This is a genomic window from Clostridium sp. DL-VIII, from assembly GCF_000230835.1.
In the GTDB taxonomy this organism is placed as follows: Bacteria; Bacillota; Clostridia; order Clostridiales; family Clostridiaceae; genus Clostridium.
Genome location: NZ_CM001240.1, coordinates 2,854,504 through 2,876,320, shown reverse-complemented (window position 1 = coordinate 2,876,320; position 21,817 = coordinate 2,854,504). Strand labels below are relative to the sequence as shown.

Annotated in this window: 20 protein-coding genes and 1 tRNA gene; 2 read left to right on the top strand and 19 right to left on the bottom strand. The window is 28.5% G+C overall.

What is annotated here, in order from left to right; translation table 11 throughout:
- Window positions 1-173: 173 nt before the first annotated feature.
- The 6 genes from CDLVIII_RS13120 to CDLVIII_RS31275 all read right to left on the bottom strand — a co-directional run bounded on the left by CDLVIII_RS13120 (window position 174) and on the right by CDLVIII_RS31275 (window position 3,694).
- Complete coding sequence (locus CDLVIII_RS13120) at window positions 174-863, bottom strand: HAD-IA family hydrolase (RefSeq protein ID WP_009169917.1); 690 nt, start codon at window positions 861-863, stop codon at window positions 174-176.
- Between the two features lie 41 nt (window positions 864-904).
- Window positions 905-1,651 (bottom strand): WecB/TagA/CpsF family glycosyltransferase, encoded by a 747-nt coding sequence (locus CDLVIII_RS13115; protein WP_009169916.1) that lies wholly within the window; start codon window positions 1,649-1,651, stop codon window positions 905-907.
- Complete coding sequence (locus CDLVIII_RS13110) at window positions 1,636-2,082, bottom strand: GNAT family N-acetyltransferase (RefSeq protein WP_009169915.1); 447 nt, start codon at window positions 2,080-2,082, stop codon at window positions 1,636-1,638. The genes CDLVIII_RS13115 and CDLVIII_RS13110 overlap by 16 nt, the downstream gene beginning before the upstream one ends.
- Window positions 2,083-2,168: 86 nt before the next feature.
- Window positions 2,169-2,594 carry a GNAT family N-acetyltransferase gene (locus CDLVIII_RS13105; RefSeq protein ID WP_009169914.1) on the bottom strand — a complete coding sequence of 142 codons (426 nt, stop codon included), beginning with the start codon at window positions 2,592-2,594 and terminating at the stop codon, window positions 2,169-2,171.
- Window positions 2,595-2,692: 98 nt separating this feature from the next.
- Window positions 2,693-3,412, bottom strand: coding sequence for a class I SAM-dependent methyltransferase (locus tag CDLVIII_RS13100; RefSeq protein ID WP_009169913.1), 720 nt, complete (start codon window positions 3,410-3,412; stop codon window positions 2,693-2,695).
- A gap of 117 nt (window positions 3,413-3,529) precedes the next feature.
- On the bottom strand, window positions 3,530-3,694 hold the full coding sequence (locus CDLVIII_RS31275; RefSeq protein WP_009169912.1) for a hypothetical protein: 165 nt from the start codon (window positions 3,692-3,694) through the stop codon (window positions 3,530-3,532).
- Window positions 3,695-3,898: 204 nt separating this feature from the next.
- On the opposite strand from CDLVIII_RS31275, the gene CDLVIII_RS13095 reads away from it, so the two are divergent.
- Window positions 3,899-4,114, top strand: a complete 216-nt coding sequence (locus CDLVIII_RS13095) for a hypothetical protein (protein WP_035301776.1) — start codon at window positions 3,899-3,901, stop codon at window positions 4,112-4,114.
- Window positions 4,115-5,204: 1,090 nt separating this feature from the next.
- Here the strand turns inward: CDLVIII_RS13095 and CDLVIII_RS13090 are convergent.
- On the bottom strand, window positions 5,205-6,206 hold the full coding sequence (locus tag CDLVIII_RS13090; protein ID WP_009169911.1) for a GGGtGRT protein: 1,002 nt from the start codon (window positions 6,204-6,206) through the stop codon (window positions 5,205-5,207).
- Between the two features lie 25 nt (window positions 6,207-6,231).
- The gene (locus CDLVIII_RS13085; protein WP_009169910.1) at window positions 6,232-6,924 is read right to left on the bottom strand and encodes a nitrogen-fixing protein NifU; all 693 of its coding nucleotides are present in this window, start codon (window positions 6,922-6,924) and stop codon (window positions 6,232-6,234) included.
- 543 nt (window positions 6,925-7,467) lie between these two features.
- Between CDLVIII_RS13085 and CDLVIII_RS13080 the strand changes: the two genes are divergently transcribed.
- Window positions 7,468-7,554, top strand: a tRNA-Leu gene (locus CDLVIII_RS13080).
- A gap of 34 nt (window positions 7,555-7,588) precedes the next feature.
- Here the strand turns inward: CDLVIII_RS13080 and CDLVIII_RS13075 are convergent.
- From CDLVIII_RS13075 to CDLVIII_RS13025, 11 genes are all read right to left on the bottom strand, one after another.
- Window positions 7,589-8,815 carry a site-specific integrase gene (locus tag CDLVIII_RS13075; RefSeq protein WP_009169909.1) on the bottom strand — a complete coding sequence of 409 codons (1,227 nt, stop codon included), beginning with the start codon at window positions 8,813-8,815 and terminating at the stop codon, window positions 7,589-7,591.
- Window positions 8,816-8,921: 106 nt separating this feature from the next.
- The gene (locus tag CDLVIII_RS13070) at window positions 8,922-9,155 is read right to left on the bottom strand and encodes a helix-turn-helix domain-containing protein (protein ID WP_035301775.1); all 234 of its coding nucleotides are present in this window, start codon (window positions 9,153-9,155) and stop codon (window positions 8,922-8,924) included.
- 510 nt (window positions 9,156-9,665) lie between these two features.
- On the bottom strand, window positions 9,666-9,893 hold the full coding sequence (locus CDLVIII_RS13065) for a helix-turn-helix domain-containing protein (RefSeq protein ID WP_009169907.1): 228 nt from the start codon (window positions 9,891-9,893) through the stop codon (window positions 9,666-9,668).
- Window positions 9,890-10,357 carry a sigma factor-like helix-turn-helix DNA-binding protein gene (locus CDLVIII_RS13060; RefSeq protein ID WP_009169906.1) on the bottom strand — a complete coding sequence of 156 codons (468 nt, stop codon included), beginning with the start codon at window positions 10,355-10,357 and terminating at the stop codon, window positions 9,890-9,892. The genes CDLVIII_RS13065 and CDLVIII_RS13060 overlap by 4 nt, the downstream gene beginning before the upstream one ends.
- A gap of 1,701 nt (window positions 10,358-12,058) precedes the next feature.
- Entirely contained in the window at window positions 12,059-14,713 is a 2,655-nt protein-coding gene (locus tag CDLVIII_RS13055; protein WP_009169905.1) for a family 78 glycoside hydrolase catalytic domain, read from the bottom strand.
- Window positions 14,714-14,741: 28 nt separating this feature from the next.
- Window positions 14,742-15,569: a Cof-type HAD-IIB family hydrolase gene (locus CDLVIII_RS13050; protein WP_009169904.1), complete on the bottom strand. Its 828-nt coding sequence runs from the start codon at window positions 15,567-15,569 to the stop codon at window positions 14,742-14,744.
- A 225-nt stretch (window positions 15,570-15,794) separates the two neighbouring features.
- Window positions 15,795-16,607, bottom strand: coding sequence for a PTS system mannose/fructose/sorbose family transporter subunit IID (locus CDLVIII_RS13045; protein WP_009169903.1), 813 nt, complete (start codon window positions 16,605-16,607; stop codon window positions 15,795-15,797).
- Entirely contained in the window at window positions 16,607-17,395 is a 789-nt protein-coding gene (locus CDLVIII_RS13040; RefSeq protein WP_009169902.1) for a PTS sugar transporter subunit IIC, read from the bottom strand. Before CDLVIII_RS13040 ends, CDLVIII_RS13045 begins: the two co-directional genes overlap by 1 nt.
- A gap of 17 nt (window positions 17,396-17,412) precedes the next feature.
- Complete coding sequence (locus CDLVIII_RS13035; protein WP_009169901.1) at window positions 17,413-17,883, bottom strand: PTS sugar transporter subunit IIB; 471 nt, start codon at window positions 17,881-17,883, stop codon at window positions 17,413-17,415.
- Window positions 17,884-17,901: 18 nt separating this feature from the next.
- Window positions 17,902-18,318, bottom strand: a complete 417-nt coding sequence (locus CDLVIII_RS13030) for a PTS sugar transporter subunit IIA (RefSeq protein ID WP_009169900.1) — start codon at window positions 18,316-18,318, stop codon at window positions 17,902-17,904.
- A gap of 365 nt (window positions 18,319-18,683) precedes the next feature.
- A complete protein-coding gene (locus CDLVIII_RS13025; RefSeq protein ID WP_009169899.1) occupies window positions 18,684-21,479 on the bottom strand; it encodes a sigma 54-interacting transcriptional regulator in 2,796 nt (931 codons plus the stop codon).
- Window positions 21,480-21,817: the final 338 nt, after the last annotated feature.

Here is a 21,817-nt window from a genome sequence, read left to right as displayed (position 1 = left end):
ACACTTTATATTCTTTGCTTGAATCATTAATAAATGATAATACGTGTTGTATATACTCTCCAACTTTATCTGTATGAATAAAATGAACACAATTTTTTACAATAACTACTTTACCTATAATATCAGCCTCCTATCATTTAACCAACCAATCTTCATATTGTTATAATTTTAGTTTAAATAATGATTTCTTTTAGACCTCGTAGATCACTAGAGTAATACTTTACGTTGTTATCATTTTTACTTCTTACAAGAACCCCCTTTATTCCTACACTTTCAGCACCTTTTACATCTGCAATAATGCTATCACCTATCATCCATATTTCTGAATGATTATGTAATTTTTCTAAAGCATATTTATATATTTTAGGATTAGGCTTTTCATATCCCACATTTGCAGATGAAATACAGTAAGTTATATATTCTGATAACCCTAATTCTCTAACTATATCCTCAAGTTCTGGAATATGATTAGATAATATAATATTAGTAAAACCTCTTTCTTTGTAATAATCCAGTATTTCTATAGTATCATCAAATAGGGTAAATTCAGTTGCCTTTATCAATTCTTCTCTAACATTTCTAGCCAAAAGTATTGCCTTATCTTCAGTAATTTTAAATTCTTTATATACATCTATGAATATATTTTCCGCATGTTTCCACCAACTATTTCCCTTTGTTAAATGCAAATATTCTTTCTTATGATCTTGCCAAGGAAATCCAATAATTTTTTTCTTTTTAAAATCATCAAGAACAATATCAGTATTTGGTTCATAATTTTTTAACACCTTATATAGTGCTTTACTAAACATAAAATTATTACTTGCTAATGTATCCTGAAAATCCCAAAATAATACCTTCTCCATCTTCATTTTCCTTTAATTCCAATCTACAATATTTAACTATACTAATTTGTATTCTTACAAATTGTTTCAACAACTGCTCTATATGCAAAAACTTTCAACTTTTTTTGTCGTTCTTTTCTTGACGGTTGAGTTATTCTTCTATGTAACCATTCTAAATTTAATTTTTTCCAAATTTGCGGTGTGGGTTTAACTTTTCCTGTAATTACATCAAGAGTTCCTCCTACACCAAAAACAACTTTTGTATTAAGTTCACTTTTATGTTTATAAATCCATTTATCAGCAAGTGGAGATCCTAACGCAACTATAAGAATATCAGGTTTTGAATCATTTATGTCGTGAACAATTTTATCTTCCTCTTCATTTTTAAAATAACCATTATTTCTACCAGCAATTTTAATATTGGAGTAATTTTCAATTATATATTCTGCTGCTTTACTATTTACTTCTTCGTCTGATCCTAACAAATAAAATGACCAGCCTTTCTGATTTCCAACCTCTAAACATTCCAAAAACAAATCATAACCTGTAACTCTTTCTTGCACTGGATTTCTTTTTAATCTTGATGCAAAAACAATACCTACTCCATCTGGAGTTATTATATCTGCTTCAAGTGATATTTTTTTCAATTCTGGATCATCCTGAATCTGAACTGCAATTTCTGGGTTTACTGTGATAAGATGAAATATTTTATTGTTATCTTCTGATACTTTAGTATCAATTAATTTAACTGTTTCCTTCAAATTTAGTTTTGAGAAATTTATTCCTAAAATATTTACATAACTCTCCATATTGTATCCTCTTTCATTTGAAACGCTTCTAACTTATGAAATTTTGGCTTTTTAAATGAAAAATCAATAACTTCATTTAATGCCTCTGTAGCATAACCTTTTCCTGTATAATTTTCACCAATACAATACTCGATTTCTACGGTTTCAATTTCAGTGTATACTTTACAAAATGCAATTTGACCTATGTTTTCATCATTCTCTTTAAGTATTATAGCCCATCTATAGAAGTCATTATTATTATAATTCACAATCCATTTACTTAATAATTCATGAACATCATCAACAGTTTTATACGCTGGTTCACCATATTCGTTTTGTACAGCAGGATTTGCAATCCAATTTTTTAGCATATGTGGAATATCACTATATACAAATTTACGAAGTATTAATCGTTCTGATTCTATTTGAATAGTTCCTGTATGTTTTAACATTTTTCCCCCCCATTAAGTTTAAATAATCTCATTTTCCATCTTAATTTAATGTTACGTTTTATAAGAAATTTGTGTAGTAATATTTATTATAAATGTTTAACCATTTCATAAGGGGCTATTTCTTTAAAACCCATTGCTGGATAAAATCTTTGTGCTTCAACATAACCAGATGAAAATTTCGTGTATATCGTATCAATACCTTTATGTTTAGCAAACTCTTCTGACTTATTATAAAGTTTCTTGCCTATTCCTTGCCTTTTTATTGTAGATTTAACAAAGAGCCTCTTTAACCACATTTCATTTTCTGAAATGATTTTTGTTCCAATTGTTCCTATAACTCTGTTCTCATCATCAATTGCTATCCAAAACATGTTACCAGTAGAAAAATAATTAGCAATAATATCAAGCAAATCATTGTTTAATCGCGGTATTCTTCCTAAAGCGTCTTTCGCTTCTAAAATCATAAATATCATATCATCCCTATATTTTTGCTCAAATAGCTTAATTTCCATTTTTATCCTCCATTTTTGTAACTCCATTATCCGCATTAATTTACATTGGTGCAACACCTATAAACTTCAACTGTTACACCCATTAAGAAAATTATGATTTAACTTCTTTTTTTCTTCATAAGTGTTGCCCATAAAAATTCTTTACCATATACATTGGAATTATTAGACTCCTGCATTTTTCTAAATTCAATTATATCAAAATAATTTTCAAGAATTTTCTTTAATTTATATTCTGAAAAACCAATTCCACCATGCATAGAATAATCTCGATATACATCATAATCTGATATATTTGCTCCACCATTTAAATCAAAACAAGTCATTGCAAAACATCCATCGTCTTTTAAATAATTTAGAATGGTTTTAAAATAGTAATCTCTTCTATGTGGTTTAATGTGATGGAAACATCCACTATCATTAATAAAATCAAAACTTTTGGAATCATCTTCAAAATCAAATAATGATTCACACTTAAATATAGGTCTATTAGTATAATCTACTGCTAATTCATTTGCCCAATCTATTGAATTATTAGAGATATCTATTCCAGTTACATCAAACCCTTGTGTGGTTAGATATAATGAATTTCGACCATTTCCACACCCAATATCTAAAGCCTTACCCTTGTCCAATATATTGGATATACAGTATGAGACAAGATTTTCATCAGGAATGTTTTTAAAAAAAGGAATTGGCTTTTCCCTATCAGCATAAAATTTATTCCACCATTCATTATCTCTCTTTTCAAGAATATCATCCAGCATATTAAGTGTATCGTCGGTTGTAATAATTAATTCTTCATCAATTTTATTTTTCACTTGTATCATCCCTATCTTTATTTATTCTAAATATTCCATTATTAAAAATAATTGTTACATTAGTGCATCTTCCACAAATTTTAACTTGTTATACCTTGTAATGAAATTACCAAATTATTAATTATTTTCTCTTACTTCTATTTCGTGCTGTAAACAACGAATAATATTCTTTGTTTCTGTATTAGTCTTTCCATGGCATAACTCAGCAATAGTTGCTGCAAATTCTTCATTACTATACGTTGTTAATAAGTGATCTAATATTTCTATATCTTCTTTACGCATATGATTCTCAACCTTTCATTTATTTCAAGTAGTACATATTCTTATTCGATGACTTATAAAAGCAATCCAATACTTCTATACTAATTATACCTTTTCTGATTAAATATGGTATGACAAAATATATAAAAGTAGCATAAACCTCAATTTTATTATCATAGATCCTCTAGTGATTTAAAGGTATATAATTTAAAAATCCAAGATCCATTGCATGAAGATTGGAATAATATCGCTACAGTCAACCCACATAAAGGATTTTTAGAAATATTCACATTTACTAATGGTGAAGCCCAAGAACCATATTTTATAAAAACTGATAATAGAAAATGTACCTACAAAAATAGAGTTGTACCATTAGAGCAATTATTTGATGAAATTAAAGAGGTTTTTAATTTACGTAAAGGTAAAGAATATCCACAATAAATTACAATATCTCTTGCCTCACTTCATTTCTCAGTCCGTACGCTTAAATGTTACTGGACAAAATAATTACCTCATACTCAAAAATAGTTAATCTAGACATAATGTTTATACAAAAGTCGTACCCATCCTAATATAATGTATTATACTAGGAAGAGTAAGACTTCTTAATATGAGTCTATAATAACTCTTACAGAAATTACTTATAATATCTAAATATAAAATTAAATACAATGTATAGCGACTAGTATACCCTAATACTATTGCCCTATATTTTATTTAGTAATTTACAGTTTTCCGCTTACTCTTATTTTTTTGCCTAATGCCAACTAATTATAGACACTTAAATATAAACTCTACTTTTAAAACTTGAATATGAATAACATGCTTTCTTTAAATAAGATAATGCTTTTATCTCTAACCTCATACTGAAATATTCATTTTGAAAAATTAGACTTTATTTTATTGATAAGCACTAAAAACTACTGCCTACTATGAATAAAATACATGTACGCCTTATACTCATAATCATTACTTTTCATCTTAGTAGCAACTAAACAGACTTCTAACTTCAAGTTTTATTTCTTAATAAAGTCGTACATATATTAGGTTTAAAATTATAAGATATATAAGTAACTTTCATATAAATTCTTAAATTAGACATCTTCATTAATTTTCTATTACAACATTTAACAAGTAGTGCAATATGACGGAATTATTTTATTTATAATTTAAAAGTAATTCTTGTAAGAACAAAGTGGCTGCGCCACGCTCCTTCGGAGAAATTCCTAGTAGTATAAGTTAAAAACCATAGAGACTAGTATTCCCCTATGGTTTTCTTAATTATAGCTTATAATTTTTTCCGTATACACTATTATATTCCTTAGGTCTCATAGTACCACCACATTTTTCGCATGAAAAACAAGGCGGTTCATCTATATTACTTTGATCCATCTCATCAAAGTATTCTACAACCTCCCTAGGTACATTTTCCTAGACATTAAAAAAATACGCACATCTATAGATATTAAAATCTATTAGATATGCGTATTTAGAAGCGTCTACCTAACTAGGTAAAACCCTCTAAAACTGCCTATTTAGCAAGAGCTTCTTGAACAGCAACTGCAACAGCAACTGTCATACCAACCATTGGATTGTTACCTGCTCCGATAAGACCCATCATTTCAACGTGAGCTGGAACTGATGAAGATCCTGCGAATTGTGCATCTGAGTGCATTCTTCCCATAGTATCAGTCATACCGTAAGAAGCTGGACCTGCTGCCATGTTATCTGGGTGAAGAGTTCTTCCTGTACCACCACCTGATGCTACTGAGAAGTATTTCTTACCTTGTTCGATACATTCTTTTTTGTATGTTCCTGCAACTGGATGTTGGAATCTAGTTGGGTTAGTTGAGTTACCAGTGATTGATACGTCAACTCCTTCTCTATGCATGATTGCAACACCTTCTCTAACGTCGTCAGCACCGTAACATTTTACTTTAGCTCTTTCTCCGTTTGAGTATGCTTTTTCTTTAACTACTTTAACTTCTCCAGTGAAGTAGTCAAATTGAGTTTGAACATATGTGAACCCATTGATTCTTGAAATGATGAATGCAGCATCTTTTCCAAGACCGTTTAAGATAACTCTTAATGGTTCTTTTCTTACTCTGTTAGCTTTTTCAGCTATTTTAATAGCACCTTCAGCAGCAGCGAAACTTTCGTGTCCTGCTAAGAATGCGAAACATTTAGTTTCTTCTCTTAAAAGCATAGCTCCTAAGTTTCCGTGTCCTAAACCAACTTTTCTGTCATCTGCAACAGAACCTGGGATACAGAATGCTTGTAATCCTTCTCCGATTGCTTCAGCAGCATCAGCAGCTTTTTTGCAACCTTTCTTTATTGCTATAGCAGCACCTAAAATGTATGCCCATCCAGCATTTTCAAATGCGATTGGTTGAGTTTCCTTAACAATTGTATATGGATCTACTCCAACTTCAGCACAAACTGCTTTAGCATCTTCCATAGTTTTCATTCCGTACTTTTCTAATACTGGAGTGATTTGATTAATTCTTCTTTCATAACTTTCAAATAATGCCATTTTTAAATTCCTCCTTTACAAATAATTATTTATGTCTTGGGTCTAATAATTCAGCAGCGTCAGCAACTCTACCATATTGACCTTTAGCTTTTTCTAATGCTTCATTAGCATCCATACCTTTAGCGATGCTTTCCATCATTTTTCCTAAGTTAACAAACTTATATCCAATGATTTCTTTATCTTCATCTACAGCAACATCAGTAACATATCCTTCTGCCATTTCAAGGTATCTTGGTCCTTTAGCTAAAGTTCCATACATAGTACCTACTTGAGATCTTAATCCTTTTCCTAAGTCTTCAAGACCTGCTCCGATAGGTAGTCCACCTTCTGAGAACGCAGTTTGAGTTCTTCCATAAACGATTTGTAAGAATAATTCTCTCATAGCTGTGTTTATAGCGTCACAAACTAAGTCTGTGTTTAATGCTTCTAATATAGTCTTTCCTGGTAATATTTCTGAAGCCATAGCAGCTGAATGAGTCATTCCTGAACATCCAATTGTTTCAACTAATGCTTCTTGGATGATACCATCCTTAACGTTTAATGTTAATTTACAAGCTCCTTGTTGTGGTGCACACCAACCTATTCCGTGAGTTAAACCTGATATATCAGTTACTTCTTTAGATTGAACCCATTTTCCTTCTACAGGAATTGGCGCTGATCCGTGATTAGGACCTTTAGCAAGTACACACATTTCTTCAACTTCTTTTGAATACATCATATATTTTTGCTCCTCCCTAATTAATAGATAATTACAACTATTAAATCTTATTTCTAAGTCTTAAAATTGTACCTGGGCATAAAATAGCCCGCTGGGAACACTTTTCCCTATTCCTATTCTAGCAAATGATTTGTCTCCTAACAACCTTTATTTAAAAATTTATGCTATAAATGCATAAAAATCTTTTATTAACTTTAATTAGATAAAATACTGTCTAATGTTTTATTTATATATTCTAAATGGACAATTTAAATAAGTTTTTCCAAAATAAAATAAAAATGATAAATACCTATTGATTTTTCTTTTTATACATGCTACAATAACTTTTGTCAGTTTACATGCCGCTGTGATGGAATTGGCAGACGTGGTGGACTCAAAATCGAGTTCGTCATGATGTGAATCTAGGCGTGTATATTATCTGTAAGCTTTGTGTTTTAGCTATTCTTAGAATGCTAGATTTAAAAATTTAATAGTTAGTTCTCTCCTATTGTTCTCTCCAATATCTTGAGTTCAAAAAGTGAGAATTAAAAATAAATATTACTTGCCGCTGTGATGGAATTGGCAGACGTGGTGGATTCAAAATCCTCTGGTAGTGATATCGTGCCGGTTCGAATCCGGCCAGCGGCACCATAGCTTATGTTAGTGAATTGCTGTATTGCTTGACTTATCTTGTAATATGGCTTTTTTTATTTTCTGTATTTTCTTCTAAGTTCTCTCCTATTTTACGAGAGAACTTTTTATCGCTTAAACAATTTACCATTACATTCGCTGATGCTATTTTGGTACTATAGTCAAGATGTGCATAAATATTTGCTGTTGTTGAAAAATCACTATGACCAAGCCATTCTTGAATCTCTTTCATCCCTACACCATTTGCTAGTAGCAAACTTGCGCAACTATGTCTTAAATCATGAAATCTTATTTTTCTTAAATTATTTTTAGCAAGTACAATTTGAAAATGTTGAGTAATATATCCTGGTTTAATACGTTGTCCTATTTCATCTACGTAAATATATTTTAAATATTCATTGCAATAAGAACTTTTACATATCTCTCTATTTATATATTGCTGTTCTTTTATTTTTAAAAGTAAATCTTCAAATTGCGGTACTAACGGCAATGTTCTATGACTTGCTTTATTTTTAGTTCTATCTTTTTCTATTATAACTACTTTACCTTCAACAGAAACTTCTGTAACTGTGTGCTTAATAGTAATTGATTTATTATTAAAATCAATTGCATCCCATTTTAAGCCGACTATCTCACTTCTTCGTAAGCCATAAAAAGCTGCTAACATAACTGCAAGTTCTATCTTACTATTTCTCACCACTTCAAATAGTCTATTTATCTCTTCCCCATCATAAAAACCGCCAACAAATTTCTGTTTTTTAGGTCTTTCAACCTTATCTGCTGGGTTTGATGCTATCAAATCAATCTTCACAGCATATTGTAGTGCTTTTCTAATATTAGCATGATAATGAATTACTGTATTAGCACTAATCTTATTATCATTTAATTCATGTTGATAATATATTTGAATGTGTTTCGGTTGTAAATCTTTTAATAAAATTTTCTTTTCTTTGAAATAAGGTGCTACACGCTTTTTAACACAATTAGAATATGATGCATATGTCGTAACCTCAATATTATTTTTCATCATTTCTAACCAACTTAACATAAAATCTGAAAATAAAATGTTTTCATCTTCAATTTCAGAAACACCTTTAAAATTTCTTCTTGCATCCATTAGCATTACTTCTGCTTTTTTTTTATTTCCTTTTATTAAAAGACCCGTTGGTAACCACTTTGTTTTTCTTTTTTCATTTACATCTTTATAATTTAATACCATATAAAAATAACCTTTTTTCTCTTGTAGGTGACCTGCTACCATTTTATTCCCTCCATCTTTATAGCAACTTATATTACCCTACCATTGACACCTTCATTATATCCTATGCGCTTCCTGTTTTCAATGATTTAAATCGTTAGAATGAGTATTAATTTATACTTTCTTCCTGTATTAATTTCAGATATATAAGTATGCTAATTTTAGGGATTTTATATGCTCTTCCTATTTTAAAATAGTTAATTTTATCTTCTTTCAAAATTCTATATCCAGTTTTAGTACTTATTCCCCCAAGCATTTTACACATCTGCTTGATATTTACTACATCCGGATATTCTTTAAATAATAGGCAATATATATTGTTTTTATTAATATTTACCTCCATAATCACGTTAAGCATCCCTTCATAAATGATTTAATTGCATATCAGAATATTATTAAACAAATAACCTTTTAATATATAATTAAATATCTATTTTATTAAAAATCAGCAAATCGAACGGCTCTGGCAAGCTCCACAGGACTTTCACCTTATCCCATACTTATGGGTGTACCGTCCAATGCCATGCAGACGTTCAAGACGGGAGTATCATTATTCCAATATGCAGGTTATGGCAGTAACCTCACCACAGGCTACTTGCAGATCTCTGTCATTGTCGCTCACTTTTTATATTTCTTTCATTGGTCATGGCGTTACAGCCTGCTGGCTCTCTACATATTGAACGTATCCGATTGCTTTATATAACTACACCGCAGAGGTGTTTTCTTTATCAAAGATCAAAAATAGGCTTTGTCAGCCTGTCAGGGCATACTGAATAGATAATATGCTTTGATAGAATGACAAGTCTAAACTAGGGCGCTGGGTATTTTGCCCTGTGCCCCATAAGAATGAATACTATATTCTAAATTTTAAAATCATTTGCAGTAAGGCAGCAGTAAGCTCTTCTTGTATAGTCTTGTCCACAAAGTAATATCTATTACTATATTCATCAGTAAGTACTTTTGTAGAAAGTTTGGCTATATAGCCATTGTAATGCTTCAATATATACTGAATTGCTACAACATCACCCTCATTTGCTGCTTTTATGATATAAAAGGGAATCAACTTCTTTGCTTTTTTCATAACTCCTCCTCTAATAGTTTTTTTATAATTTCTAATGCATTAGTTCGGTTACGATATACCGTACTACGATTTACATCCAACTCTTCTGAGATTTCTTCATCTGACATTTCCAGATAATAAAACATCAGAATGATGTCACGTTTACGTTTTGACAAAATATCTAGTGCTTTTGCAATTTTACAGTCACTAACTTCTACATCCAATGACAAGATTTCATACATGTTATTGTCCAAATTGTATGTATCAAAAGTTTGCAGTCTATTCAATTCTAAATCTGATATTTCAGAAAACAAATATTCATGCTTGCTACGTCTACCAATAGAACGGCAGCAATTACTTTGAGTACGTATCATAGTTTTTCTTGCTATATAATCAAATTGGAATTGAATAGTTCTCTGAAAGTCATACTGCATTCGATTATCAAGTTTTTTTAATGATAATTTGTTTAACAAAGATGTTTTCATAGAGTATCACCTCCTTTCACACAGCCAGTGAGAAATAAGAAAATTTATTTCTCATTCTCTCTCTTATACTGACTCTCACCACGAGGCTGATACTTGTTGCAAAAAATCTTACTATTTGAGAAAAATTTTTTAAAAATAAAAAAAGCCCGAACGGACATAATTATCCATGTAGGCCTTTAAATAAGCATATTTATTTTTCTTCAGCATAATTCTACCTAAATCATATCTTGACTATCTCTGAATTAAGATAAACTTTTTTAGGAAATTACATTGTTCATGATGGTAAGATTTGTATTCTTTGATTTCATAACAGCAACCTCTTTATTTTGTTACCGTCCTATAATTGTTGTTATTGGTAATAGAGAATGAGAAACTGCTGCCATTTCAATGAAAAAAGACAGTGGCTTTAAAAGATATAAAAGCCACTGTCGGACAAATAATTAGTTTAAATATAGTATATAGAGTAAGCTCCTCCTAATAAAGTAGTTATGACAAATAATTTAAAATAGCAGCGACTAAGTTAGTATAGGAATGTAATATATATGTTATTGATGCGGTAGAACCATTATATGTTTACTACTATTTCTTTTCATCGCTTAAATATTAGTAAGCCATACAATATAACGAAATACATATGCTTTGACCGTTTTGAAAATTTATCGTAGTTATTTAATAAAATAGTTACGATAAATTTCTCTTACCTGATTTTTATTAAAAACACTATTTCCAATATCTATTTATAGCTTTTAGGGATTCAACTTAAAATTCATCAAAATCCAAAACTGATTTGTGGTATATATAGATTACTTCAATATCCTAGCATTATAAGTTGAAGTTAACTAATTCTTATCAGATAAATCTTGTTTACTTCAACTATAAGTGCAGCAAAATTTTCAATATAATAATCAGTTTCGGTGATAAAGGTAAGTTCATTTATTAGCTCAGTCACAAGCTGTTGTTTATCTTATAAAAGTCTTTCTATAAATCTCAAATATTTCTTTTATACTTGCATCTCTTGGATTTCCTCTCGTTTTTTTATTTAACACACTATGGTTATATTATAATTTATGTATGAGCTTTCTTTAATAACATAGCTTGTTTTATTTATTATCATTATTTGCAATCAAATAAGCATAATTAAATTCAATGTAATTATTCTTGTGACTTAAAAAATCAATAAATCTTGTATATGTTCTACTACTTATCAATTCATCATTAGTTAATAACCTATTACTATCTATGATAAAATTTTTTTATCATATTCCTCCCCATTTAGTTTTATTTTTTAATAATATTCTACAATTTAAATTATTAAAATATCCATAAGTAATATATTTCATAACCAATTCAAAGATCTTTGATTATATTATATAAAACAAAATTCAATTATTTAACATTTGAAATTCCATTGCATATTAATTAGAATATTTAGAATATATAGAAATAAAATCTATTATCTAGTATTATATCCATTTCATATTAATCATTATAATTTAATAGGTAATTATTTAATTTTTTATTATAAAAATCTGCTAATACATTTTGTTTTTCATTTATACTTATATTTTTCGCTACAGCAATTTTAGTTTCTTAGTTCCTTTTAATTCTAGTTTAGTAGAAAAAATATGCCTCGGATTTACGAGAATACTTTTTGCATTTTTCGAATCCATATTTATCCGTTAATTATTTTGTTTTTTTAATTCACGTTAATTTTAGATTAATTTCACCATTCCAAGAGGTTATATCAATATAAACATAACTTTCATCTTCTTTTTCTACTATATATTCTTGTAAGCAATTCTTATATCTTTTATCTAAGATTAATAAACATGCTTTCAAATTGCTAGGTATTTCAATATGCAACAAAATGTTATCTTCATCTCTTTTCCAATCACTTATTATATCTCCTTTTATGGACTTATACCTACATTGAACAAAATCTATATCCTTTTCAAAGTATGGTTTTATGAATATTTCATTTGCTCCATAAGAATTTTTTGAAATATTTATTCCCGCCAATCCTTCATAAAGCCATTGCATATAAGAACTATACATAGCGTGGTTGCTTGCTCCATCTCCTGTGTAAATATCATCTCCTCCATTAATAAACTCATTCAAAGTACTTTGTCCTTTTTTCAAAATATTATAGAAAGTGCTTCTCTCTCTTTTATTTAAGTATTTATAAATGACATCTTGGTGATTATATTTATTAAGAACCTCATAAGTCATAAACATTCCAAAAATGCCGCAGGTTATATTATAACTATTATTTGCTATCTTATCTGCGAATTCCTTAGCAAGCTTTTGAGGCTCATCATCTAAATCAAAAAATAATGCAAATGCATAGCTTGTTTGGCTTTTATCTGAATAAGAACCATCTTCATTTTTATATGTGCTGATAATTAATTTTTTTACTTCATCTACTTTACGCCTATATTTGAAGTAATCATCTTCATTACCAATTATCTTTGCAAATTTAGATAGTAATTCTATATGATAATAGTAAAAGCAGCTTGTAGTAAATTCCCAAGCAGGCGATATCTTTCTATAAGGGCCTTCTTTAGCTTCTGCACTGCCCCAATCACCTAAACAACATTTTGATAACTTTTTAAAACCTATTCCCATTAGATAATCTACTTGGCTTTTTATATATTTATATTCACTTTCTAAAATTCTTACATTCCCATAATATTGATATAATTTATTAGCCATATATGAATATACTAATTGCCAGCCTAATGGACCTGCTCCATCCCCTGTTCCATTAGTCTTTATTCCTATAAATGGTGCTGTTTCTGTAACTCCACCATTTTCTCTTATGTCATACCTAAAGTCTTTTATTACTTTTTCATATAATTTTTCTGTATTAAACATAAATATTTGGGAAGTTGCTAAACATACCATGTCTCCACCATAACCCAATCTCTCTCTTGCACAATCTTCAAAAATTGAATGTATGTTATTAAGCTTGGTGTTCTTACCCACATCATATAACTTATTTAAGAATTCATTTGAACACTTAAAGGAACCTGACTCTTCTAAATTTGTATAAACATATATAGCTTTAATATCATTAATATTTTCTTTCTCAATACCATGAATTTCTACATATCTAAATGAATGGTAGGTAAATTTATTTACATAGCGTGTTTCAGCATCGCTCAAAATACATATATCCATTTGTTTTGCAATTTCAGGTGCCCCAGGTCCACCGTCTATTCGATTACCATTAGGTGCATTTCCAACCGATCCTGCAAGAGTGGAAACTACATTTACAGTTCCATTTTTATTTAAATTTTCTGCATATATTAGTTTTACTTCTTGTCCACACTCTCCAATCAGACTTATATCAATAAATCCTTCTATTGTTTCTCCAAAATCAATTAGTACCTTTTTCTTTTCTTTTACTATTATACTTTTTGCTGGAACAATTTTAATTTCTTCAATTTTTTCAATAAAACTAGCGCTCAATTTTCCACCTGGTGATGTAGCTAATATAGCCTTTTCCCAATTCATATTCTTTGAATTAGGACTATTCCAAGTTTCATTAAACAATCTAGAATCAAATCTTTCACCTAAATATATATTATTAAAAAGATATGAACCCTTAGATACTTCCCATGACTCATCTGTTGATATAATCATCCTTTTATTGCTATTTATATTTATTTTTAAATCAGCTATTAGTTTAGGTTCTCCTATATCTAACACACTTCTAAGATTATACTTACCAAATAATTTTAATGGTGCTGGATTATACCATCCATTACCTAATTCAACTGAAATAATATTGTCACCCTTGTTTAAAAATTGACTAACTTCATACACATCGTAATATATTTCTTTAGAATACTTGGTCCAATCAGTGTTCAGTACCGCTTTTCCAACTTTTCTACCATTTATATAGACATTATAATATCCCAATCCAACAATATACAAAAATGCTTCATGTATTTCATCAGTTATATTAAAGTTCTTCCTTATTAAGCAATTTCTATTGTCTTTATAATAATCAATCTCATTTCCTAACCTTTCTCCATTTGATATCCATTTACCAATAAAATCACCAAATATTGATGTTCTAAATTGCTCACTTTTAATGCAGCTATCAAATTCATTCCATAGTTTTATTGTCACAATATATTCTGTCTCTGGCTTTAAATCTAAATCTTTTATATAAACTATATTTTCAGATGAATTTATTTTTTTGCTTTCATAAATAATAATATTCTTATTTTCTATTGTAATCTCATAATTTGTTTGCTTACTGTCAACAATCCAGCTTATTATTAATGAATTAGAATCTATATTTATACATGAATCCTGATAATTAATTTTAATATTGTTCATATTCATATTTTTATAATTCTCCTCTTACCATTATTTATATAATAAATTTATAAAAAATCTCTTCTAAGACGCTATTATTATTATCATTTTCAGTCACATAATTTGCTATTCTTTTCAGCTGTTCTTCAGCATTTCTAGTTGCTATTCCAACTCTAGATTTTTCAAGCATTTTAGCATCATTCATACTATTTCCAATTGAAATACAATCATTTAAACTGAGCTTATAATGCCTTGCTAATTTTTTCAGAGCTTCTCCTTTGTTAACCCCCTTTTTTGTAATTTCAATATTCCATATTTCTGAATTACATATTTCAATATCTTCTAAATCTTTTAATTCATTTTTTATATCATTTAGTATAAATATATTTTCATTACAAATATCAAATTTTAGTATACGGCAACTTCTTTTTTCTATATATGCTATAGAATTATTAATTATTTTGTGTGATGTAAAATATTCTTTACAGCTTATAATATTGTTTTTTAATTTTCTTTTGTCAATATCATTAATAAATTCCGAGAAAACCATATCTTCACATAAAAAATGATAATATATTGTAGGATATTTTTTTCTTAGTAAATTAATAACTTTAATTACATCTCTATTATTCAATGGACTTATAAAAATTTCTTCATTTTTATTATTTAAGGCAATACTACCATTTAACGCTACTATGCTTATATCGTTTATTTTTCCTTTAAAGATTCCTTTAATAGATGAAACATTTCTACCTGAACAAACTACTACTTTACCTCCCAATCTTTGAAAGCTCATTAGACTAATTATATTTTTTTCACATATTATTCCTTTATCATTTAATGTTGTCCCATCTAAATCTATTGCTAATATTTTATATTTCATATTTTCGCCTACTTTTTATTTAGTGCTAATTTTCATCCATGGACAAATAGGGTGATCCTCCTACTATATCAGTCTTTTTATTTAATTTATATATTGCCATTAGTTTTCTACATTCTATATCTAAGCATGTTCCTAATATACAAACTTTTTGAATGTGATTTTATTATTGCAACACATATATCAAAATTTAAGAACTCACCTTTAAAGGCTGAGTTCTTAAATTTTTTAAGCTAATATTCCAAGCATTGAAAGTATTACTGATACTACCAATACCCCTAAAATAACAAATACTGCGTTTTTGCCCTTCCCTTTTCTTAACAAGAAATATGATATTATTGTAACTACAAGTGGTAGTAAATTTGGCATTATTTGATCAAGCATTGTCTGAATTTTCAAAGTAGATTCCCCTACTGTAAATTGTATTGGACTATTTATTTTTACAGATGATACTATAATTGCTCCTATAACCATCATTCCTATAACGCTTGCTATATTTGTTATGCTCTGTATCATATTACTTCCATCATTTGAATTAAACAATGATGTACCTTTCTTATATCCAGCCATTAATCCAGAATATTTAATAGAATAAATTATCGCATTAAAGATCACAAAGAATAATATTGGACCAAGGACGTTCCCACTAATAGCTAGTGAAGCTCCTATGCTGGCTATTATAGGGTACAGCGTTAACGCTAATAAGCTATCTCCAACCCCAGCTAAAGGTCCCATTAATCCTGTTTTTATTGATGTAACGGATGATTTTTCACTCTCAGTTGTTGATTCTTCCATTGCCATAGTTATCCCTAAAATAGGTCCGTATACATATGGATTTGTATTAAAAAACTCTAAATGCCTTTTAATTGCTGCTACCTTTTCTTCTTTAGATTTATTCTTATATAGTTTTTTTAATAATGGAGTTATTGAATAATAAACCCCTAAGGCCTGCATACGCTCAAAGTTAGAAGAAAGCATATAAAAATTAGATCTAACAAATGCTTTTAATAAATCTTTTTTTGTTACTTTTTCATTATCCATTATAAATCAAAGCCTCCATTTCCATCTTCAACTATTGTATTATTAGCAACTGTATTGCTGTAATCTCTATTATTTTTTAACATATTATAAATAAATGCAAATGGTATTCCTATTAAAGCTAGTGATAAAATTGGTAACTTCAAATATGCAGCTAATGCAAAACCTAAAACTAAGAAAATCCATAAATCGCGTTTCATCATCATCATTAGCAACATTCCCATTCCTACAGCTGGAATGATTCCTGATGCAACTGTTAATCCATTCATTATACTTTTAGGTATATAATTAATTATTTGCTGTGCTGCTTGTCCTCCAATAAATATAGTAATAAATACTGGAACAAAACCCGCTAAAAAATATAATGGTGCTGCTAGATAGTGTAGTCTTGCAACTTTATCAAAATCTCCTGTTTCGGCAACTTTATCTGCTCTATGAATTATTGCTATACTAATTGTTTGAGCCAACATAAGTATTTGTTGACATACTATAGAAGTCGGTATTGCTATCGCAATTCCTGATGCAATTCCACCACCTGATATTATTCCAATTGCAGTCCCTATAATTGAACCTGCTGTAACATTGGGAGGAATATATGCTCCCACTGACGCAGTCCCAAGCCACATTATTTCCAATGTACCTCCAATTATTAATCCTTGTCTTACATCTCCTAGTATTAAACCTGTAATTGCTCCTGCTATTAATGGTTTATGAATACCAGTCCACGTAGTTCTTTCATCTAAGAAACAAATACCTGCCCATATTGCTAGTAAAATTGCTTGAATCAACATAATAAATCAATTCCTTTCTATATTAATTTTTTAATATCAATAGCTTGTTCGCTTGGTATCATTTGAACTGTAATTTTCAAGTTCTTTTCTATTAATTTTTTAAGTGCATTTTCTTCTTCTGAATTAATCGATACAGCTTTTGTGATTTGTCTTCTGTTCTGTCCAAATTTCATTCCACCCAAATTTAATTCACAGATTTCACACCCCCCTTCAACCAAATGTAATACATCTATTGGATTAGTTAAAAGTAACAAAGTTCTACGCTTAATTGGATTAGTTTTTATTATTTCAGAAAATTGGTCAACTCCAAATACTCCTATTTTAACATTATGTGGTGCCATCATCGCAAAAACTGATTTTTGAACCTGATCTTTTGCAATTTCATTATTTATTATTATTATCTGTTCAATATTAAGTTCTTTTACCCAAGTGGTTACCACTTGTCCATGTATTAATCTGTCATCAATCCTAATAAATTCTATTGCCATATTTATTCCTCCTTGATTTTAATTTAATAATTTATCATTCAAACAACTCCACGATTCTGGAAATTCATTTTTAATAATATCGTTTAATTCTTTTAAATCGCATTTTCTATTCATTAATATTTCTATTAATATCTGTAAATTAAATCCTGTAAATGCTATAATATTATCTTTTTCTTGACTTTCAATTAAGACTGCAGCACAAGCATTGCTCGGAGTCCCACCAAAAATATCACAAAGAATTACAACCCCATTTTCCCTATTGAGTTTTTCATATTCTTCACTGATTTCTTTTGTTATATCATTTAAATTTTTTCCTGGTATCACTGCTACTACTGCATAATTACTTTGTTTTCCTGCAATCATTTCTGCACTTTCCATGGCACTTTTAGCATAATATCCATGGCTTACTAAGATTATTGCTACCTCATTGCTCATATTTTACACTTCCTTTTCTACTTAATATTTTGAGTTAAGATTATGTACCTTGATCAGATTCTCTTATAATATTAATCTTTTAAATCTTTTCTTCATCAATATATAAAGCAACTCTTATGCCAATGATAGTATTATTCGTTTACTTTATTAAAAGCATTTCTTGCAAATTAAATAATTTTATTAAAAAACATGAATATTACTGTATTTAAATACGAATTAATACAAATGTTTTTTAAATAAAAAAAAGAAATCTTTTTTTGATTTCTTCTTTTTAATACTCATTAATACTCATCAATATATAATTAATACTAATTCATACTTAACAAGACTTATTTTATATTTTAATAATGCTAACAAATTAACACTCATATTTCTTTAATGTTATCTTTTATTATTTCCGAAATATAATATATTTCATCGTCTTTTATTTCTATATTAAACAACACTTCTATACTTGATAGCATATTTTTTATTTTATTTGCCATATTAACATCATCTATTTTCATCCCTCTTAAAGTATTCTCTTTAAACAAAATACGTTCAATCATGCAACTCATATGTATAAACAGTTTTAGTATTGAAGTATTGCTCAGCATAATATTTAACTCTTCCTCTAATGTATCTATAAAACTTAAAATCGAAGATGCTACCTTTTCTGCCGATAAGAAAACTAGGTATTTATCTACTGTTTCACACCCTACATCTAATATAATTGACCTATTAAAACTAGATACTTCTACTTTTCTTTCTATTTCAGTGCTCAGTCCTAACTGTGTTAATATTTTATTTATTCCGTTACTCAAAAGAATTTCTTCTAGTGAAATAAAGCTTATACCTTCAATCATCGGATCAACGCTTCCAACAATTGATACTACTTCTTTATCATTCGATGTTTGATCTATAATAGAGTTCAGTTGATTGCAATTAAGGCTACTAATAGGAATAACCTCAACATCATAAATATTCAATTCTTTTAAGATATGTTTTATATTTTTTTCTAGATAAAAAGCAATTCCTTCACCCGAAAGACACACAGTATAAATAACTCTTTTTTTAGTTAATGATAATCGTCTTTCTATATTTTTATTAAATCTTTGTGTTAATTTATTATTTAATAATAATAAATCGTTTAATATATCATTAATATCTTTTCTTAAAAATATTGCTTTTCTTGTTGCTTCTAATATTAATAAAGTATTAATCGATTCTAATGCAACTAAATTTTTAACTGTTCTCTCTCTCAAAACACTTTCAACATTAGCTAATGAACCCATGTCAACGAATAAAATTGCACCATTTTCATCAACAGTCTCATTTATTTTCTCAATTAAACTATCTATTACAGTTTCTGGTCGTTCATTTAACGACATATCTACTGGAATAACGTAACTTATATCAAGAAGTTCGTTTACAACATCAGCAATATTTGTTGCTAATGATTCTCCATGTGCCACAACAAATATCTTTACTGATTTATTTTCTTTCTTACTTTTAAAAGAATTTATAATGCTTCCTAGTGTTACAATTTCATTTGCTGGGCAATATATATTAAATCTTTTTTCTAGAATTTGTATTATTTTTTTAGTTGCCTTATATACATTATCCGGAATGTCGTAATTACGTAAACTATATTTATTGTTGTGTAAATTATCTCTATCACTTTCTTCTAAATTACTTAAGTAAAGAGCTAATGCTATTGAAGTGCTTTTATCAATTATAAGATTTAATTCTTCATATAGTACATCTGATAATATAGATATTATTTCTTTTGTTTCATCTGTATAAAACATTGGATAGTTATTGCTTAGAGTCATATTTTTAGATATTTTTTGTGTATAATCATTAAACAATTGTTGAATGGTTAAACTTTCTGCATTAGCATCTAAACGCTCTTTATAATAAGTTATAAAATCATAAGTAGGTTGTATATTTTCTGTTATCTTGCCATTGCTCTGAGAAAATGAATATTCTTCCTCATTTAATAAAAATTCTAGCTGTTTTCGTGTTTCTTTGTTTAATTCCAAAATTCCCTTAGATGTATAATTGGGTAAATAATCAACATCTATCTTAACTTCTTTATTTTTATTTATTTTACTTTCAAGAAATGCACGAGCAACTGAAAGCTGAATATCACTCTTTAATTGTCCAATATTTCCTGGCGGATTATATGTTATTAGATTAAAAAGTACCTTTTTAGTTACTATTATTTCATGATTAATATTTTTTGATTCAGTTCTATAAAAATCCTCAACAATTTTTATTTTTTCATTTAAAGTTCTTTCCTTCAAACTCGGTATAACAATTGTCATTGGTATGCGTCTCATAAAAGTTGTTAGCAGGCTAGACTTTGGACTTTCTGTTGTAGCTGCTATTATAAAAACACTTGCACTTCTTTTTTTATCTACTTCTCCAAGTCTACTATAAACTTTTTTATCAATAAATAAAAATAGCATTTCTTGTCCTTCTGGTGGTAATCTGTGTATTTCATCTAGAAATAATACTCCACCATCTGCTTTCTCTATTAGACCTATTTTATCTGTATCAGCTCCTGTATAAGCACCTTTTTTACTTCCAAAGAGATGGGCTATTAGCAGTTGTGGATTGCTTGCATAATCTGCACAATTAAAAACAATGAAATTTGAAGAATTACTAAATACATTTTCTTTAATGCCAAACTCATACATAAGTTCTGCAAAATAGCTTTTTCCAACACCTGAATCACCTAAAATTATAGTATGAAGTCCATTTGGGGGATATAAAACCGCTGCCTTTCCCAATTTAATAATTGATTTAAGGCTTTCATCAAAACCTGTAAGTTTACTAAAAGGGTTTTCTTCTACAAAACTTACTTCACTTTTCTTGGTTACATTTATAATATCAAATAACGAATTAAACTCTAAAGGCCCTTGAATGCTAACTGATAATAAATTCTCTAAAATTTCTTTTGAGAAAAATTTTGTGGGTTTTCCTTTTATTTTTATAAGAATTTCTTCATCAAATAATTTATTTAAATCTGATGATACATTATTTCTATATATATTTAGCTCATTTGCTATCTCTTGTGCTGTAACACCTATATTAGAATTACTAGTGATATCTTCCTTTTTGAAGCCTTTGCATACTTCATATACATACGCATTTATTATATCTTTTCTTAACATCTCATTCGCACCCCAATAAATAAATTTAAAGCAATTTATTTATATTATAATTTAAATCACATCTGATATCTAGTTAGATACTTATCTACTGACAAATTACAATGATTTTATTTAGACTAAATTTAGTAATAAAAACTCTAGATCTTATTTGGTTTTTTAATTATAGCTATTCTAATTTTTAATATTCCTTCTTTCAAAGATTCTAATATTAATAAGTCATAAAAAAATTAAAAGAGAGTTTATTCAGTATGGCCATTACGAATCCACCTGAACAAACTCAAAAGAAATCTTTAAATACATTAGAATTTATTATACCACTAAATGAATGCATTCTTCAT

Excerpts from the sequence above, each read along its gene's own strand:
- CDLVIII_RS13120 (WP_009169917.1), bottom strand. The coding sequence starts at position 863 with ATGGAGAAGGTATTATTTTGGGATTTTCAGGATACATTAGCAAGTAAT.
- CDLVIII_RS13115 (WP_009169916.1), bottom strand. The coding sequence starts at position 1,651 with ATGGAGAGTTATGTAAATATTTTAGGAATAAATTTCTCAAAACTAAAT.
- CDLVIII_RS13110 (WP_009169915.1), bottom strand. The coding sequence starts at position 2,082 with ATGTTAAAACATACAGGAACTATTCAAATAGAATCAGAACGATTAATA.
- CDLVIII_RS13105 (WP_009169914.1), bottom strand. The coding sequence starts at position 2,594 with ATGGAAATTAAGCTATTTGAGCAAAAATATAGGGATGATATGATATTT.
- CDLVIII_RS31275 (WP_009169912.1), bottom strand. The coding sequence starts at position 3,694 with ATGCGTAAAGAAGATATAGAAATATTAGATCACTTATTAACAACGTAT.
- CDLVIII_RS13090 (WP_009169911.1), bottom strand. The coding sequence starts at position 6,206 with ATGGCATTATTTGAAAGTTATGAAAGAAGAATTAATCAAATCACTCCA.
- CDLVIII_RS13085 (WP_009169910.1), bottom strand. The coding sequence starts at position 6,924 with ATGATGTATTCAAAAGAAGTTGAAGAAATGTGTGTACTTGCTAAAGGT.
- CDLVIII_RS13075 (WP_009169909.1), bottom strand. The coding sequence starts at position 8,815 with ATGGTAGCAGGTCACCTACAAGAGAAAAAAGGTTATTTTTATATGGTA.
- CDLVIII_RS13070 (WP_035301775.1), bottom strand. The coding sequence starts at position 9,155 with ATGGAGGTAAATATTAATAAAAACAATATATATTGCCTATTATTTAAA.
- CDLVIII_RS13065 (WP_009169907.1), bottom strand. The coding sequence starts at position 9,893 with ATGAAAAAAGCAAAGAAGTTGATTCCCTTTTATATCATAAAAGCAGCA.
- CDLVIII_RS13060 (WP_009169906.1), bottom strand. The coding sequence starts at position 10,357 with ATGAAAACATCTTTGTTAAACAAATTATCATTAAAAAAACTTGATAAT.
- CDLVIII_RS13055 (WP_009169905.1), bottom strand. The coding sequence starts at position 14,713 with ATGAATATGAACAATATTAAAATTAATTATCAGGATTCATGTATAAAT.
- CDLVIII_RS13050 (WP_009169904.1), bottom strand. The coding sequence starts at position 15,569 with ATGAAATATAAAATATTAGCAATAGATTTAGATGGGACAACATTAAAT.
- CDLVIII_RS13045 (WP_009169903.1), bottom strand. The coding sequence starts at position 16,607 with ATGGATAATGAAAAAGTAACAAAAAAAGATTTATTAAAAGCATTTGTT.
- CDLVIII_RS13040 (WP_009169902.1), bottom strand. The coding sequence starts at position 17,395 with ATGTTGATTCAAGCAATTTTACTAGCAATATGGGCAGGTATTTGTTTC.
- CDLVIII_RS13035 (WP_009169901.1), bottom strand. The coding sequence starts at position 17,883 with ATGGCAATAGAATTTATTAGGATTGATGACAGATTAATACATGGACAA.
- CDLVIII_RS13030 (WP_009169900.1), bottom strand. The coding sequence starts at position 18,318 with ATGAGCAATGAGGTAGCAATAATCTTAGTAAGCCATGGATATTATGCT.
- CDLVIII_RS13025 (WP_009169899.1), bottom strand. The coding sequence starts at position 21,479 with ATGTTAAGAAAAGATATAATAAATGCGTATGTATATGAAGTATGCAAA.